At 69.6% G+C, this 14,794-nt stretch carries 18 protein-coding genes; 11 read left to right on the forward strand and 7 right to left on the reverse strand.

The annotated features are described in order from the left end of the window. Nucleotides 1-3 precede the first annotated feature (3 nt). The gene (locus ACZ4O3_RS33845) at nucleotides 4-399 is read left to right on the forward strand and encodes a fluoride efflux transporter FluC (RefSeq protein ID WP_467725923.1); all 396 of its coding nucleotides are present in this window, start codon (nucleotides 4-6) and stop codon (nucleotides 397-399) included. Then, a complete protein-coding gene (locus ACZ4O3_RS33850) occupies nucleotides 396-617 on the forward strand; it encodes a CrcB family protein (RefSeq protein ID WP_467725925.1) in 222 nt (73 codons plus the stop codon). The genes ACZ4O3_RS33845 and ACZ4O3_RS33850 overlap by 4 nt, the downstream gene beginning before the upstream one ends. A gap of 59 nt (nucleotides 618-676) precedes the next feature. Here the strand turns inward: ACZ4O3_RS33850 and ACZ4O3_RS33855 are convergent, their stop codons facing one another. The 3 genes from ACZ4O3_RS33855 to ACZ4O3_RS33865 all read right to left on the reverse strand — a co-directional run bounded on the left by ACZ4O3_RS33855 (nucleotide 677) and on the right by ACZ4O3_RS33865 (nucleotide 3,178). Next, nucleotides 677-1,567, reverse strand: a complete 891-nt coding sequence (locus ACZ4O3_RS33855; protein WP_467725926.1) for an NAD(P)-dependent oxidoreductase — start codon at nucleotides 1,565-1,567, stop codon at nucleotides 677-679. 424 nt (nucleotides 1,568-1,991) lie between these two features. Continuing rightward, the gene (locus tag ACZ4O3_RS33860; protein WP_362719398.1) at nucleotides 1,992-2,351 is read right to left on the reverse strand and encodes a nuclear transport factor 2 family protein; all 360 of its coding nucleotides are present in this window, start codon (nucleotides 2,349-2,351) and stop codon (nucleotides 1,992-1,994) included. Nucleotides 2,352-2,374: 23 nt separating this feature from the next. After that, on the reverse strand, nucleotides 2,375-3,178 hold the full coding sequence (locus ACZ4O3_RS33865) for an SDR family oxidoreductase (protein ID WP_467725928.1): 804 nt from the start codon (nucleotides 3,176-3,178) through the stop codon (nucleotides 2,375-2,377). A 128-nt stretch (nucleotides 3,179-3,306) separates the two neighbouring features. Between ACZ4O3_RS33865 and ACZ4O3_RS33870 the strand changes: the two genes are divergently transcribed. Then, entirely contained in the window at nucleotides 3,307-3,825 is a 519-nt protein-coding gene (locus ACZ4O3_RS33870) for a winged helix-turn-helix transcriptional regulator (protein WP_467725930.1), read from the forward strand. A 249-nt stretch (nucleotides 3,826-4,074) separates the two neighbouring features. Continuing rightward, on the forward strand, nucleotides 4,075-5,247 hold the full coding sequence (locus ACZ4O3_RS33875; RefSeq protein ID WP_467725931.1) for an alpha/beta hydrolase: 1,173 nt from the start codon (nucleotides 4,075-4,077) through the stop codon (nucleotides 5,245-5,247). Between the two features lie 155 nt (nucleotides 5,248-5,402). On the opposite strand, the gene ACZ4O3_RS33880 is transcribed toward ACZ4O3_RS33875, so the two are convergent. Beyond that, nucleotides 5,403-6,284, reverse strand: a complete 882-nt coding sequence (locus ACZ4O3_RS33880) for a helix-turn-helix domain-containing protein (RefSeq protein ID WP_467725933.1) — start codon at nucleotides 6,282-6,284, stop codon at nucleotides 5,403-5,405. Nucleotides 6,285-6,405: 121 nt separating this feature from the next. Between ACZ4O3_RS33880 and ACZ4O3_RS33885 the strand changes: the two genes are divergently transcribed. Continuing rightward, the gene (locus ACZ4O3_RS33885) at nucleotides 6,406-7,173 is read left to right on the forward strand and encodes an alpha/beta fold hydrolase (RefSeq protein WP_467726105.1); all 768 of its coding nucleotides are present in this window, start codon (nucleotides 6,406-6,408) and stop codon (nucleotides 7,171-7,173) included. Between the two features lie 113 nt (nucleotides 7,174-7,286). On the opposite strand, the gene ACZ4O3_RS33890 is transcribed toward ACZ4O3_RS33885, so the two are convergent. Continuing rightward, nucleotides 7,287-7,460, reverse strand: a complete 174-nt coding sequence (locus ACZ4O3_RS33890; RefSeq protein ID WP_362716003.1) for a hypothetical protein — start codon at nucleotides 7,458-7,460, stop codon at nucleotides 7,287-7,289. A 289-nt stretch (nucleotides 7,461-7,749) separates the two neighbouring features. After that, entirely contained in the window at nucleotides 7,750-8,463 is a 714-nt protein-coding gene (locus tag ACZ4O3_RS33895; RefSeq protein WP_467725935.1) for a hypothetical protein, read from the reverse strand. Between the two features lie 62 nt (nucleotides 8,464-8,525). On the opposite strand from ACZ4O3_RS33895, the gene ACZ4O3_RS33900 reads away from it, so the two are divergent. The 6 genes from ACZ4O3_RS33900 to ACZ4O3_RS33925 all read left to right on the forward strand — a co-directional run bounded on the left by ACZ4O3_RS33900 (nucleotide 8,526) and on the right by ACZ4O3_RS33925 (nucleotide 13,616). After that, nucleotides 8,526-9,035 carry a hypothetical protein gene (locus ACZ4O3_RS33900; RefSeq protein ID WP_467725937.1) on the forward strand — a complete coding sequence of 170 codons (510 nt, stop codon included), beginning with the start codon at nucleotides 8,526-8,528 and terminating at the stop codon, nucleotides 9,033-9,035. A 383-nt stretch (nucleotides 9,036-9,418) separates the two neighbouring features. Next, on the forward strand, nucleotides 9,419-10,159 hold the full coding sequence (locus ACZ4O3_RS33905; protein ID WP_467725939.1) for a class I SAM-dependent methyltransferase: 741 nt from the start codon (nucleotides 9,419-9,421) through the stop codon (nucleotides 10,157-10,159). 571 nt (nucleotides 10,160-10,730) lie between these two features. Beyond that, the gene (locus tag ACZ4O3_RS33910) at nucleotides 10,731-11,918 is read left to right on the forward strand and encodes a CE1758 family FMN-dependent luciferase-like monooxygenase (RefSeq protein WP_362716014.1); all 1,188 of its coding nucleotides are present in this window, start codon (nucleotides 10,731-10,733) and stop codon (nucleotides 11,916-11,918) included. Then, nucleotides 11,918-12,400, forward strand: coding sequence for a MarR family winged helix-turn-helix transcriptional regulator (locus ACZ4O3_RS33915; RefSeq protein WP_467725941.1), 483 nt, complete (start codon nucleotides 11,918-11,920; stop codon nucleotides 12,398-12,400). The genes ACZ4O3_RS33910 and ACZ4O3_RS33915 overlap by 1 nt, the downstream gene beginning before the upstream one ends. After that, entirely contained in the window at nucleotides 12,397-13,125 is a 729-nt protein-coding gene (locus ACZ4O3_RS33920; protein ID WP_467725943.1) for a CE1759 family FMN reductase, read from the forward strand. Before ACZ4O3_RS33915 ends, ACZ4O3_RS33920 begins: the two co-directional genes overlap by 4 nt. 116 nt (nucleotides 13,126-13,241) lie before the next feature. Beyond that, nucleotides 13,242-13,616 carry a VOC family protein gene (locus ACZ4O3_RS33925; RefSeq protein WP_362716022.1) on the forward strand — a complete coding sequence of 125 codons (375 nt, stop codon included), beginning with the start codon at nucleotides 13,242-13,244 and terminating at the stop codon, nucleotides 13,614-13,616. A gap of 241 nt (nucleotides 13,617-13,857) precedes the next feature. On the opposite strand, the gene ACZ4O3_RS33930 is transcribed toward ACZ4O3_RS33925, so the two are convergent. Then, the gene (locus ACZ4O3_RS33930; RefSeq protein WP_467725944.1) at nucleotides 13,858-14,535 is read right to left on the reverse strand and encodes a putative adhesin; all 678 of its coding nucleotides are present in this window, start codon (nucleotides 14,533-14,535) and stop codon (nucleotides 13,858-13,860) included. Between the last annotated feature and the right edge of the window lie 259 nt (nucleotides 14,536-14,794).

A 14,794-nucleotide genomic window follows, 5' to 3' on the forward strand; every position in this document is an offset into this window, starting at 1 on the left:
CCGATGAACTGTGACTTCGACGCACTCGCTGTCAGCGAACATCGGTGGAGAGCGTGCGGCGGTGCCGTCGTCGCCGTCGTGGCCGCCGGTGGGGTACTCGGTGCGGAGGCACGCGACGCCGCACTGCGTCTGTGGCCCCGGAGTCCCGACGGCTTTCCGCTCACCACGTTCACGGTGAACGTGGCCGGCCGCGCGGTGATCGGCGTGGTCCTGGTGGTGCTCAGCGAGATGAGCGACCCAAGCCGTCCGCTGAGACCCTTCCTCGCCACCGGAGTGCTCGGCGGATTCACGACGTTCTCGACCTTCGCCCTCGACAGCCAGCAGCTGATCCAGGACGGGACGCCGGAGCGGCGCTCGTCAGCATCGTCGGCACCCTCGCGGCGGCGCCGGCGGCCGTGACGTGCGCCGCGGTCGGCACGCGCGGACTGCAGGGACTGTGGAAGTCCGTCTTCCCGTGGGGGACGTCGAGCCTCAACGTGCTCGCCAGTCCGGTCCTGGGAGCGGTGGCCGGCCACGATGGCGCCGTTCAGCTGGCCGTCGCGGCCGGCCTGTGCGGCGCGCTCTCCCCGTACTCCACCTTCTCGCACAGCTGCCTGCGTCTCGTCGAGGACGGGTGAGGCTTCTTCGCCGCCGCCAACGTCGCCCCAGAGCGGCGGATCAACTGACACCGGAGCGGTCAGGGGCGCAGCAGGGTACCGGCGGCCTCCTCCAGGAGGGCTACGGCCAGGAGTTCGCCATCGACGGGTCCGAAGCGCTCCAGAGCCAGCCGGTGGATGCGCAATACGGTGTCGGCCATCTCGTGTGGGGTGCCGAGGTCCCGGGCCTCGCCGGTGATGACCTCGAGTTGGTCGTGGATGCGGTCGAGACCGTAGGAGCGAAGGTAGTCACCGGCGAACAGGGCCGACAGGTCCCGGCGGATGAAGTCGCTCCCCGCCGCGCTGTCGGCCAGCGTGTCGCGCAGGGCAGAGAGGTCGATGCCCGCTCGGCGTCCGAGCAGCAGGGCTTCGGCGGTGGCCGTGGCCTGCCCGAACCAGAGGAGGTTGATGAGGAGTTTCGTCGTATAGCCGGTTCCGGGGCCGCCCATGTGGTGGATCCGGTCCGACGTCGTCACGGCCTCCAGCAGTGGCCTGCACCGGTCGAGGAGTTCAGCGGAACCGCCCACGAAAAACCGCAGGTGCCCGCTTTCGGCGTCGTCCGGGCTCCCGCCCATGGGCGCTTCGAGAACGTCGACGCCGTGGGCACCGGCTCGTTCCCGCAGCTTTTGCGCGGTTGCCGGGGCGTTGCTCGTCATGTCGATCCACACGGCACCCGGGGCAAGGGCTGCGAAGACGGCATCCGGAAGAGCAGCCGCTGCCTCATCGGGTCCGGGAACCACGGTGACCAGTACGTCAGCCCCGGCCGCGGAGGTCGTGACGGAGGGCGCCCAGTCCGCGCCCAGCGAGCGCACCGCTTCTTCCCGTTCGGAACGCAGATCGGAAACGGTCACCGCGTGGCCCGCCGAAACAAGGCGTCCACACAGCGGTGTCCCCATGCGACCGGCACCGACGAGGGCTATGCGTGAGGGCAAGGAGTCACCGCCATGTCAGTTGTCGCGTCTGCCGTTTCCGTCCGGTGGACCCGAAAGGCCAGCATCGTCCGGTCCCTTGAGGACACTATGGATCACCCGGGAATACCGTGGTCATCCTATGAGCTCGTCACGTGATCACGATCCGGCCTTCCTGAGGCCTCACCAGCAGACGAGGTCGAAGCTCCATGGCTTCGGCCGCCGCTGACAGGTGCTGGGCCACCCCGGCTGCTGCCCTTCTCACCGCGGATGCGGTAACTGGCCCACCCCGTGGGCGTGGTGGTGGGTGGCGGGCAGTTGGTCGGGACGGCCCTGGTCGGCCCGTCGGGTGAGGGCCGTCGTCACGACGGACCCTCGTCGTCAGGCCGGGAGAACTCCCCAGGGCCGGCCGACAATGGCTGGCGGTGCTCGCACTTGGCGAGCGGTGTCAGGGCTCGATGACGAGGGTCTCGATGCGGCCGTCGCTGAGGGTGAAGCGGTAATGGAGGTCTACCGTCCCGCCCGGGAAGTCGCCTTCGAGGTGCTGGGTGGCGACATAGCGGTCCGGGGCGGTCTTCCACGCCGCCGTCAGTTCGGTCGTGTACGTGTACTCGCCGGCGGCGCGCGTCAGCCAGGTCTCGATCGCCGGTGCGCCCCGATGGGTCCTGCCGTCGTCGGTCACGGTGGCGTCGGGGTGGAAGGCGCCGAGCGCGGTGGCGGTGTCGCGGGCACGGTGGGCGTCGAGATAGCGGGTGATCACCTCGGGGAGGGCGTCGGGAGCGATGGTCTGAGGCTGTTCGTTGGGCATGTCGCTGTCCTGGGTCGGTGGGTTCACACGGTGGGGAGGGTGCCGCCGTCGATGACGTGCTCGGCGCCGACGATGGCGGAGGCGCGGTCCGAGGCGAGGAAGGCGACGAGTTCTGCGACTTCCTCCGGGCGGTTGGGGCGGCCGAGCGGGATTCCGCCCAGGGAGTTCATGAGCTCTTCCAGGGCCGCTTCCTGGGTGGTGCCGGCGTTCTGGGCGATACGGGCGACCAGGTGGTCGGCGGCGGTGGTCTGGACGAAGCCCGGGGCGACGGTGTTGACGCGGATGCCGTGCGGGGCGACCTCGTTGGCGAGACCTTTGCTGTAGGTGGTCAGCGCGGATTTGGCGGCCGCGTAGGCGAGGGTGCCGTTCCACAGCGGCATACGACGCTGGATCGAGGAGACGTGGATGATGACTCCGCGCCCGGCCTCGATCATCGCGGGCAGCAGACCGCGGTCCAGGCGGACGGCGGCGAGGAGGTTGACGTTCAGCTCCCTGGCCCAGTCGTCCTCGCCGAGGGCCGCGTATCCGCCCGAGGGCGCGTCCGAGCCACCCAGGTTGTTGACCAGGATGTCGATGCCGCCAAGGCGCCGTCGGGCTTCCTCGACCACGGTCGCGGCGCCCTCGGGGGTGGTCAGGTCCGCGGCGATCATGTCGGAGGCCGCGACCTCGTCCGGTCGGCTGCGTGCGGTCACGAGGACGGTGGCGCCGGCCTGGGCCAGCCGTCGGGCGACGGCCGCACCGACTCCTTTCGTGCCGCCGGTGACCAGGGCGCGCCTGCCTTCCAGTGAGTCGCCGAACGGGCCGGTCGAGAGGACGGGGGTGGTCATGGTGAGTGCCGTTCTGGGGTGGGGGCGTGGGGTGCGGGCGGGTATACGGGAGCCCGCTCCTGTCGTTACTGCTAAAATAGAAGCCAGTAACTTCGACTTTAGCAGTAACTCTCCGGGAGTGGTCAACCTTGACAAGCCGCATCAGGGCAGAGGACCTCGAATGCCCGCTGTCCACGACCGCGCAGCACGTCGGCGAGTGGTGGACCCTCCTGCTCCTCCACGACGCCTTCGACGGGTACACCCGCTTCGACCAGTTCCAGGAGAACCTCGGCATCTCGACCAGCATGCTCACCGCGCGCCTGAAGCAGCTCGTCGCCGACGGCCTGCTGGAACGCCGCCCCTATCAGACCAATCCGACCCGCCATGAATACGTCCTGACCGAGCTGGGCCGCTCCCTGCGTCCGGTGATCGTCGCGCTCGCCGCCTGGGGCAACGCGCGCCTGGCACCCGAACAGCGGAGCATGATCCTGGTCGACGCGGACAGCGGTGAAGAGGTCGAGCCCGTGGTCGTCGACGCCAGGACGGGCCGCCGTCTCGACGACAGCCACTCCTACGTATTCACCGCAGGACCCGCCGCCAGCCCCGCCATGCGTGCCCGCTACACACCTGGCACCCAGCCCGCACCCGATGGCGCGGGCGCTTCCTGACACCGGATTTCGCCGAGATGGACTCCGCGCCGACTGGTTCCGGGCGCCGTCGGCGGCGGCCTGTACGGCCCCGGGGGGTGGTCGTACGACCGAGGAGGCCGGGCCGACCGCATGCGGCGACGGCCTGAGCGGGACCTGCGCGGCTGACCTGGTCGGTGTCCCGTCCGGCCTAACCCCGATGGTGTACGCCATTCGGGCCAGCCAGGCTTACGGAGGGGGACGACCCGATCACGTAGGGAATCCGCAGACATGAGAGCAACAGACATCGGCGCGATACGCACCGTGCCCGGAGCCCGCCGCCTGCGCCGGCTCGCCGTGGCAGCACTCCTGACGGCGACGGCGACCACGATGAGCGCCTGCGGCACCGTCCGGGACGGCGCCGCCCCCGGAACCGGCCAGGGCTTGGCGGCGGCAGCCGAAGGCGCCAAGTACGTGCCGTGCGGCAACCCGCCGCAGAAGCTCGAGAAGATCGACCAGGACTTCCTGGACCAGCTCGCGGCCGCCGGCGGAAAGCCGCTGTACGACCTGTCGTACCCGGCCGCCCGCGATGTGCTGAACAAGCTCCAGGCGGGCCCCGTCCCGATGCTGCCCGCGCAGATCACCGAGCGCACCGTGCCGGGCGGCCCGACGGGTCCGGTCAACGTCCACATCGTGCGCCCCGCCGGCGTCAAGGGGACGCTGCCCGGCATCGTCTACATCCACGGCGGCGGCTGGGTCCTCGGCAACTTCAAGACCCACGAGCGCCTCGTCCGCGAACTCGCGAACGGCGCCCGCGCCGAGGTCGTCTTCGTCGACTACACGCCCTCTCCCGAGGCCCAGTTCCCCGTCCCCATCGAGCAGGCGTATGCCGTCGCCAAGTGGGTCGGCGTCCACGGCGCCGAGATCAGCCTGGACCCCTCCCGGCTGGCGGTCGCCGGTGACTCCGTCGGCGGCGACATGACTGCCGCGGTCACGATGATGGCCAAGCAGCGCGGGGGCCCGCACTTCCGCCAGCAGGTCATGCTCTACCCGGTCACCGACGCCGACTTCGACACGGCGTCGTACACCCGCTACGCCGAGAACTGCTGGCTGACCCGGCCGGCCATGAAGTGGTTCTGGAACGCCTACGCCCCGAAGACCGCCGACCGCGCCAACCCGCTGGCCTCGCCGCTGAAGGCGACCGTCCAGCAACTGCGCGGCCTGCCACCGGCCCTGGTCATCACCGACTCCGACGCGCTGCTGGACGCGGCCGACGCCTACGCCGCGAAGCTCAGGTCGGCGGGCGTGCAGGTGACCTCGACGCACTACAGCGGAGTCACCCACGACTTCATGATGCTCAACGCGCTGCGTGACACACAGGGCAACAAGGCGGCGGTCGCCCAGACGACGGCGACCCTGCGCGAGGCGCTGTACGCCTCGACGGACCCGGTCGGCGGCAAGTAGCCGGGACAGGTGCTCGACTCGCCGACCGGGCCGAGCCGCTTCCTCCGTCAGACGATGTCGGTCACGATCTCGCCCTGAGCGGTGCCGTTCTCCGCGCCGGGGGCCGGGCAGGGGCTTGAGTGCCCCTGCGTCGGCGAGGGCGGCCGCCGCACGCCTCAGCTCTCCACGCCGGTGGCGGCGCAGACGTCGGCGCCGCGGGCACGGGCGATCCGAACGGCCCCTCGGGAGGCCTGCCATGCGCCTGGGCGCATGCCTGTCGCCTTTCGGAAGAAGACGGAGAAGGCGGATGCGTCGGGAAAGCCGAGCGCGGTGGCGCAGCGAGCCGCACTGAAGTGGTCGTGCGCGAGGAGCCGTTTGGCTTCCAGGACGATCCGGTCGACGACGTACGCCTTCGCGGTGCGGCCGGTGGCCCGCTGCACCGCTCGCGAAAGGGTGCGGGGCGCGAATCCCAGAGCACGGGCGTAGTAGCCGGCGTCGTGGTGTTCCCGGAAGTGCGTTTCGACGCTGGAGCGGAACATCAGGAACAGCGGAGGAAGGGGTCCTGCCTCGGAGTCGGGTGGGCGCAGCCGGGCAACGAGCGCGGAGAGCAGGATCTGGGGCAGTTCCGTCGAGAAGTTCTCGGGTGCAGCGGACTCCTCGATGAGGAGATGGTTGCGCGCCGTGTCGACGTAGGGCCAGTCGGCGTCGGGGATGCTCCAGGACGCGACGAGGTCCGGTGAGGTGACGAGCTCCCGGGTGGCGTGGGTGACCGGCGCGGTCGGCACGAACAGCACGAGGTGCCCCGCCACACCGGCGATGTCGTCCCACCGGTGCACCGCGCCGGGTGGAATCCACACCGCGGACCGCTCCGCGAGCGGATGGTGGAGGAAATCCACCGTGACCGAGCCGTGTCCGGCGTCGACGATGGCGAGGACATGGAAGTCGGCGCGCTGCGTGCCGCCGTCGTTCAGCTCGCGGAGGCGGTCGAACGTCATCGTCTCGACCGCGGCGGCGGTGTGTCCTGCGGCCTGGTAGGTCATCTGCCGGATCGTGCTCACGTGTCCAGTTTTCACCATCGGGCGACCTATCACGCCGATGACCCGTCCTTGGTGCAGAAGTTTCAATGAATACGCAGGGCATTCGCCCGGCACACCGATCGAAAGAGACTTCGTGAACACGATGCACCAGAAGCTTCTGCCCGTTTACGACCACCGGCCGGGGACCGGGCCGACCCTGGTGTTCCTGCACTACTGGGGTGGTTCCGCCCGCACCTGGGACCTCGTCGTCGACCGCCTGGCGGGCCGTGACGTACTCACGGTCGACTTCCGCGGGTGGAGCCGGTCGCGCGATCTGCCCGGCCCCTACACGCTCGGTCAGCTCACCGACGACACCCTCGCCGTGCTCGCCGACGCGGGGGTCACCGACTACGTCCTGGTGGGGCATTCGATGGGGGGCAAGGTCGCGCAGCTGGTCGCGGCCACACGGCCCGCCGGCCTGCGCGGCATCGTCCTCGTCGGCTCCGGCCCGGCAAGGCCCGCCCCACAGATCACCCCCCAGTACCAGGAAGCCCTGTCGCACGCGTACGACACCACCGAGTCCGTAGCCGGGGCGCGGGATCACATACTCACCGCGACCGAGCTGCCCGCTGTGCTCAAGGCGCGGGTCGTGACCGATTCGCGGACCGTCACCGACGACGCCCGCACCGAGTGGCCGCTGCGCGGTATCGCGCAGGACGTCACCGAGCAGACGCGCATGGTCACCGTGCCGGCCCTCGTGGTCGCCGGAGAGAACGATCGGGTCGAGCCCGTCGACGTGCTGCGCGACAACCTGGTGCCCTACCTGTCCCGGTCCGACGTCGTCGTCATCCCGCACAGCGGTCACCTGATCCCGTTGGAAGCCCCGGCCGAGCTCGCCGAGACCATCACGGCCTTCGCGCCGGCAACCTGACCCTCCCCGCGGCCCGCGGCTGCGCGGGGCACCGCAGAAGTGATCCGGCCGCGCCCCCGCACCGAGGGTGCGCCGTGGGTGACCGAGCGGACGTTGCCGATCTCGTAAGGGCATCAGCGCTTGAAGGTTTCCTTCGTGCTCTCCTTCACGCCCCGCGTCCTGCCTCGCGCTTCCAGGGCGGCACCCTTGGCCGCGAGGGTTTCGTTATGCACCGCGTGGGCCGTCTTCCGTACGATCTTTCCGGCGACCTGTTCGGCCTTCGCCTTCGTCTTCTCTCCGACGCTCATCTCAGTACCTCCGCGGAGTCTCACCGGCCGCGTGCCCTTGGAGCAGGGAGCGAAACCATCCATGGAAACGCGGTCACTGACCAAGGCCACCTTCTGCGGTCCGTAGCCGACGTGGCCCGGTCGCCGGGGCCGACGTCGGCCGGGCTGCGGTCCGGCGGCGTACGTCTACGCGGTCGTGCCGCTGTCCGGGACCTCATCAGCGTCAGCTCGATGCTCGGAGCCGGCAGTGGGTGATCCGTACGAGGATTCGCCCAGGAATCGCCTGTGCACTTTTTCGAGGTGTCCACCGTCAGAGGCCCGGCCGGGGCTGCACGCGCAGGCCGGTTGCTGCGTTGTACGGCCCGAGCTCCTGGGTGACCGTGAGGCCGGCGGGGTCCGTGGCGGTCACCGCCAGTGCGTGGGTGCCCGCACCGAGCGTGCGCACGTCCAGGGGTCCGCCGGTCAGGGACGTCGGTGAGCCGTCGACCTGCCAGGTCAGGGCGGCGCCGGTGAGGAGGCCGTGTTGCGGGGACTGGCCTTGGACGTGCAGCACGGGTCCGTCGGTTTCCGCCGGCAGGAGCCTCGGAGGGCGCAGAGGCAGGGGAAAGGCCGGGGCCGGACGTACGAGGTGTGGTGCCCGTTGGTGGCGATGACCTGGACGAGGCACTGATGGTGGCAGGTCGCGCAGGTCGAGGTCGTAGGAGTCGCCGGTGAGGCTGACGGCCGGCCGCAGGACCACGGTGCCGCCCGCGTGGCAGAGACGCACGAAGAACGCGGCAGGCGGGTCGGCCTCGTGTCCACGGCCCAGTTGCCGCCAGCGCAGGTGGAGGACGCCCGCGGTGTCGATCTGCGGACGGGCGGTCGGGGTGAGCAGGATGAAGTGTGGAGGTCCGGGCGGCACGTCCAGAGCCCCGAGTGCGGTGCCGTTCAGCCTCAGAACGATGCGGCCGGTCCGCTCGTGGCACGGGCCCATGACCTCGCCGGTGGCGGACTCGAAGGAGACTTCGTAGCGGGTTCTGACCAACCGCCCACGTGGGTATCAACTGGTGGACGCGGAAGCTGCTGCCTGGGGGAGGGCGGTTCTACGTGTTCAACATCATCTCGTTGGTGATGTCGGTGCTTGCTCTGGCGGTATCGACATGGGGGGTCAGGTGGCAGATCGGAAGAGCTCGTGCCGACAGCGATCTGGCCATGACGACTGAAGTGCTTCTCACTCACATCAGCGATCCCGAGTTCCAGCGGGATCAACGCTGGGTCCTGTTCGAACTCGCCTCGAGTCACAGCCCCGACCAAGGAATCGATCTTCTGCCGGACGATGCCAAGTACCGCGCTTGGAACGTCGCGTTCGTGTTCGAAGCCATCTCCATCATGATGCGTTTCGACATCGTCAACTCGGAGATCCTCACCAGCCTGGCACATCATCGCCTGATGCGAACCTGGGAGGTTCTCGAGCCGTACATACAGGCCGGGCGTGTCAGGCGGGGCAGCGTGGTGTTCCCGTTCTTCGAGGACGCCTACGCCAGAGCGCGATGTACTGATCCGGAAGCCCCGCATCGTCGACTGGGGCTCAAGCAGGCGGACGGCAGCCTGAGGTGACGGGGCGATTGCAGTGGCCGACTGCCGTGGTGGCTGACGCGGGCTCACACCCGGACCGGGAAGCCTGCCAGGGGTCACCTCGGCCGGATCGGCCGGGAGGTGAAGCACCTGTCCGCGGACCCGGACCATGCGTTCCGGCGTCGCGAGCGGGTGCCTGTCGACGCGGAGTGCGGTGGTCTACGGGGGAGCTCGTGGGCACGGTCACCGGAACCATGGGCGTCTGCCCGGGTGACGTGCTCTGCTGCTCACGGGCAGGACGATTCTCCGGGTGGAGCCGGGGGGCCGGGTCTGGCGGGGTTCCAAGGTGGGCAGGACCGAGGGGAGGGCCGGCCGGTGCCCGAATCGTGTTGACCGGCCCCCGCAGGCAGTGCTGGAGTCGGCACGTGGACAGCATCCCCGCCAACCGGCGGCTCTGGAACCAGATCAGCAGTGCCTACCAGCACAGGCACGATCCGCGAATCGGCGCCACGCCCAGGCTGTGGGGCATGTACTCCATCCCCGATGCGCACCTGCACGCCCTGGGTGACGTCACCGGCAAGCGCGTCCTCGAACTCGGCTGCGGCGCCGGCCAGTGGTCCAGGGCGCTCGCCGCCGAGGGCGCCACCGTGGTCGGGCTGGATCTGTCCGAAGCCCAACTCGCAGCAGCGGCCCGCGCGATGGGAGCGGCCCGCTACCCCCTGGTGCAAGGCGCCGCGGAACGACTTCCCTTCGCCGCAGACAGCTTCGACCTGGTGTTCTGCGACTTCGGTGGGCTCAGCTGGGCGCCCCCGCACCTGGCCGTACCGCAGGCCGCACGCGTCCTGGGCCGAGGCGGTCGCCTGGTGTTCAACGTCGCCAGCCCGTGGTTCGAAGCTTGCTACGACGAAGCCGCCGGCCGCGTGACCACGACGCTGCGCCAGGACTACTTCGGACTGGGCACCATCGCCGAAGACGACGGCGCGACCAGTTATCAGCTCACCTACGGCGGCTGGGTCAAGGTCCTGCGCGGCGCGGGTCTCATCATCGACGACCTCATCGAGCCGCGGCCCGAACTCGGAACACCCAACGGCTACAACGAAACCGACCCGCCCGACTGGGCACACCGCTGGCCTGCGGAACTGCTCTGGGTAACCCACAAGCCGTAGGTTCCGCCGCGCCGAGACGTGAAGACATGGCCCCGGCGGCGTCGCCGAGGCCGAAGCGGACGGTTGCCGAGGCGATCTGGTCAAAGCTCACGTAGGGGTTGTCCGGCCCGTACGCTTCCTCGTCGATGCGCGGGCCGGCACGCCGGCAGTGGGCGGCGCGGCCGGACCCCGGCGGCCGCAGGCACCTCGGCCGCCGTCGCGATCAGCGGTGCCGGCCGGCGGTGAACAGGCCCAGCGGGATCGGCTCCGGCGCCAGCGGGGCGCACAGCTCCAGGAGGCCTCCTCGCTCGTGGTCGTTTCCGCTCGAGCCCGTGCACGCCGAGCCGGCACAGAGCCGAGACGACGACCGACGGCAGGTCGGTCAGCTCACCCCTTGCCATCACGTCCTCCAACCGCGATGTCGTTCGGTCCGCGGGCGTCCTGCCGTCCCGCCCGGTGGCCGACGTCGGCGTCCGGATCGTCGCGGGGGCTCCGGGAGGATCTCGGCTCCGTCGGCCGGGGGCGGGGGGAATACATGCTCAGGCATGTTGTTAGATTGCATGCGAAGTCATGTATTACTAGGGAGCGCAGCATGCAGTTCGGCATCTTCGGGGTCGGTGACATCTCACCCGACCCGACCACGGGACACACGCAGAGCGAGGCGGAGCGGATCGGAAACCTGATCAAGATCGCCAGACGGGCCGACGAAGTCGGCCTCGATGTCTTCGCGCTGGGCGAGCACCACAATCCACCCTTCGTGATGTCCTCGCCCCCGGCGCTGCTCGCCCACATCGCGGCGCTGACAGAGCGGATCATCCTCAGTACCGCCGTGACTCTGATCACGACCAACGACCCGGTGAAGATCGCCGAGGACTACGCCATGGTGCAGCACGTCGCCCAGGGGCGGCTGGACCTGATGCTCGGCCGCGGGAACACCGTCCCGGTGTATCCGTGGTTCGGCAAGGACATCCGTAAAGGGGTCCCCCTCGCCCTGGAGAACTACAACCTGCTTCATCGGCTGTGGCGCGAGGACGTGGTCGACTGGGAGGGACAGTTCCGCACCCCGCTGCAGGGCTTCACTTCCACCCCTCGCCCGTTGGACGACGTCCCGCCGTTCGTCTGGCACGGCTCGATCCGTAGCCCTGAGACGGCCGAACAGGCGGCCTACTACGGGAACGGCTTCTTCGCCAACCACATCCTGGCCCCGAATCTCCACTTCAAGCCGATCGTCGATCTCTACCGGCGACGGTACGAGCACTACGGCCACGGCACCCCCGAGCAGGCCATCGTCGGACTGGGCGGCCAGGCGTTCATCGCCAAGCGCTCCCAGGACGCGGTCAACACCTTTCGGCCCTACTTCGAGAACTATCCGCTCTTTCGCGGCTCGAAGCTGGAGGACTACATGGCGGGCACACCGCTGACCGTCGGCAGCCCACAGGAGGTGATCGATAAGGTCCTCACATTCCAGGAGGGCTTCGGGGACTACCAGCGGCAACTCTTCTCGGTCGACGCCCTCGGCCTGCCGCTGGACATGGCGTTGGAGCAGGTCGAGCTGCTGGGCACCGAGGTCGTACCGGTGCTGCGCAAGGAACTGGCCGCCCGCCGTGGACCCGGTGTCCCGGACGCTCCTACGCACGCATCCCTGGTCAAGGCGAAGTACGGCGAAGCCGAGCCGCGTCAGCCGCGCCCGAACCCCAACAGGGGCGACAACCTGTCGGGCACCTCGCCCTACCAGGACAGCGACCCGGCCTTCGAAGCCGACTTCCCGGCGGCGCTCTGATGGCCGGCGACAGCAGGCTGGCCAACGAGGCGTGGGAAGCGATGTTCCGAGCTCAGGCGACCCTCGCGCGCGAGTTCGAGTACGAGGGTGACTGGGGTGACGTCCCGCCACGCGAGTACGGCGTCCTCTACGCGCTGGCCGGAGCGAAGGACGGCCTGCGGATCACTGACCTGATCGACGACGCCCTGCTCACCCAGGCGGGCGTGTCCCGGCTCGTCGTCCGGCTGGAGAACCGGGGACTCGTCGAACGGCGGCCCGATCCCGACGACGCCCGCGCCTGTCGCATCGTCCTCACCGCCGAAGGCCGGGAAGTGCAACGCCGCCTCGGCCGCGCACATGCCCGGCACGTCACGACGGCGATGACCCGGGCCCTGACCCCCGAGCAACTCGAGACGCTGCGCGAGCTCGGCCGTGCGCTGCTCGCCGCGGCCCCCGTCACCGCCGCCCACCGCACGAAAGGACCCGCGAGGGACAACGCATGAGCGACCTCACCCCTGCCGTCGGCGTGGTGACGATCGCCGTCATCAACGCCGGCGTCAGCGAGCCGTCGTCGACCCGGCTGCTCGCCGACCGCACAGCCCAGAAGACGGTCGACATCCTCGAAGCGTCGGGCACGACAGCCACCGTACGCTCGATCGATCTCGGTCCTCTCGCCACGGACATCGCACAGAGCATCGTCTCCGGAATGCTCCACGCGAAGGTGCGGGCCGCCATGGAACTGCTCGCACGGGCCGACGCGGTCATCGCCGCCACACCGGTCTACAAGGCGGGGATCAGCGGCCTGTTCAAGTCGTTCGCCGACCTGATCGACAACGACCTGCTCATCGCCACACCGGTGGTGCTCGCAGCGACAGGCGGAACCGGACGACACGCCATGGTCGTCGACGACCAACTCCGGCCGCTGTTCGGGTTCCTGCGCACCATCCCGGTGCCCACCTCCCTGTACGCCGCACCCGAGGACTGGGCGTCGGCCGACCTCGGCAGGCGGATCGCCCGAGCCGCGCAGGAGCTCTCCGTCATGCTGCGCACCGGAGCAGGCCGGCAGATCGCGGACAGCAACTGGAACGACCACACGCACCAGTTCGGCGGCAACGCCGCACGGGCCCAGCGGTCCTTGGACGACGTCGACTTCACCACCGATCTCATGCGCCTCGCCACCGGCGGAAGCGCGCGCCCGCAAGCCGACGGCCCGACCGATGCACGTTGACGGCGCGTCACGGGGTTCCGTAGCCCTGACCGGCCCTCCGGGTTTCGAGGACGAGCGGCTCCGCGCGGGGCCGGCGGCACCTGGACGGTGGGAACCATTCATGATCAGCTTGGGGCATGAGTTCTCTGATACGGCACGTCACCGTCGACGCCGCGGACCCGTTCGTTCTTGCGGGCTTTTGGGCCCAGGCCCTGGACGGCTCGCTGGCAGATGACGACTTTCCCGGGGATCCGGAGGCCATGGTGACCACTGCTGCTGCCACCTTGCTGTTCGTCAGGGTCGATGACCGCAAGGCCGTGAAGAACCGTGTACACCTGGATCTCCAGCCCCAGGACCGGACCCGGGACGCGGAGGTCGAACGGCTGCTCTCGCTCGGTGCCACGCTTCAGGGTGACCACCGAAGGGCTGACGGCACCGGATGGGTGACGCTGCACGATCCCGAGGGCAACGAATTCTGCGTGGAACGTAGTGCGGCGGAGCTGGCGGCCTAGGACCGGCACGCTCAGCACCCGGGCTACCCGGGCCGCCGCCGGCCTCGGTGCGGGGCATGTCGGCGTCGAGGCCCGCGAAACCCGCGGGAACCCGCCCCGGCGGATGACGCGGCGAGGCCGCCGACCCTGGCGGAGAACGACGTACCGGCTACGGACCACGGTCACGCGACCCGGGCCCACCGTCACGGCGGAGACGGTGCCCGGGAAGCCGTTCACGTGGCCGCCGCGCACGGATGCGCCGCTATTTCTTTCTGCGCTTGGAGGGCTCCGCGGGCTCCGGGGTGGGAGTCCTGGGCGTGGCGCGCAGCATGACGGTGTAGTTGCGGTGCTCGAAGAGCCGGTCGATCTCGGGAACGCTGGAGGATCCCACGCCGCAGCACGCGTAATGGATGGTCAGTGGCGGGGCCCCGTCCTCCTGGCCTTGGCGGGCCGTGACGAATTCCTGGACCTTGTCCCGCAGTGTGCCGCGCTCGACCGAGGTCGCGCCCTCGGCCAGATGCCTGGCCTCCAGAGGCATCAGCTTGTAGTTGATGACCTCCTCGCCTGCGACGAAGGTCTTGGGATAGCCGGGGGGCATGGCTTTGCGCTTGTTGGTGGGACCGACCATTTCGAGGTCGTCCGCAGTCGGTGAGGTGCCGGACTCGATGAGTTTGGCCACCTCGTTCTCCAACCATGCGCCGGGCGGCGCGTAGACGACGAGCTCGATGCCCTCGGGCACGGTGAACGTGGCCTTGAGCGCGCGGCTGCGAGGGTTGTCCGGGTTCTTGGGCAGGCGCTGGTTGTCACCGAACCGCCCGTGCCCGCTGAGCACGGTCACGTTCGGGTCCTGGGAGGTGTCGGCGGGCACCCGCTGCACGGGCGTCGCCCGGTTGCCGAGCATCCGGGACACCGCGGCATTGCCGGCGGATCTCTGGAGCACGGTCAGGGAGTCGGATCTCTGAGCCGACGCGGAGGGCGTGAGGGCCGTGGGGGATACCGGCCGCACACTCCTGCGGGACCCGGGGCCCTCCTGGGTCTCTTCATGTGCGCGCACGAGCCGCTCCCATCGACGAGATCCAGAGGACGTACGGTGTGTGATGCTAGGCGGTCGAACGTGCGAACGCATGCACCGGCGGGCACACTCCGGGGCAACGTGACCTGCCGGAAGGTCATGTGGAGGAGCGCTCGACGACTCCGTT

The sequence above is a fragment of the Streptomyces sp. NPDC026515 genome (assembly GCF_055567595.1).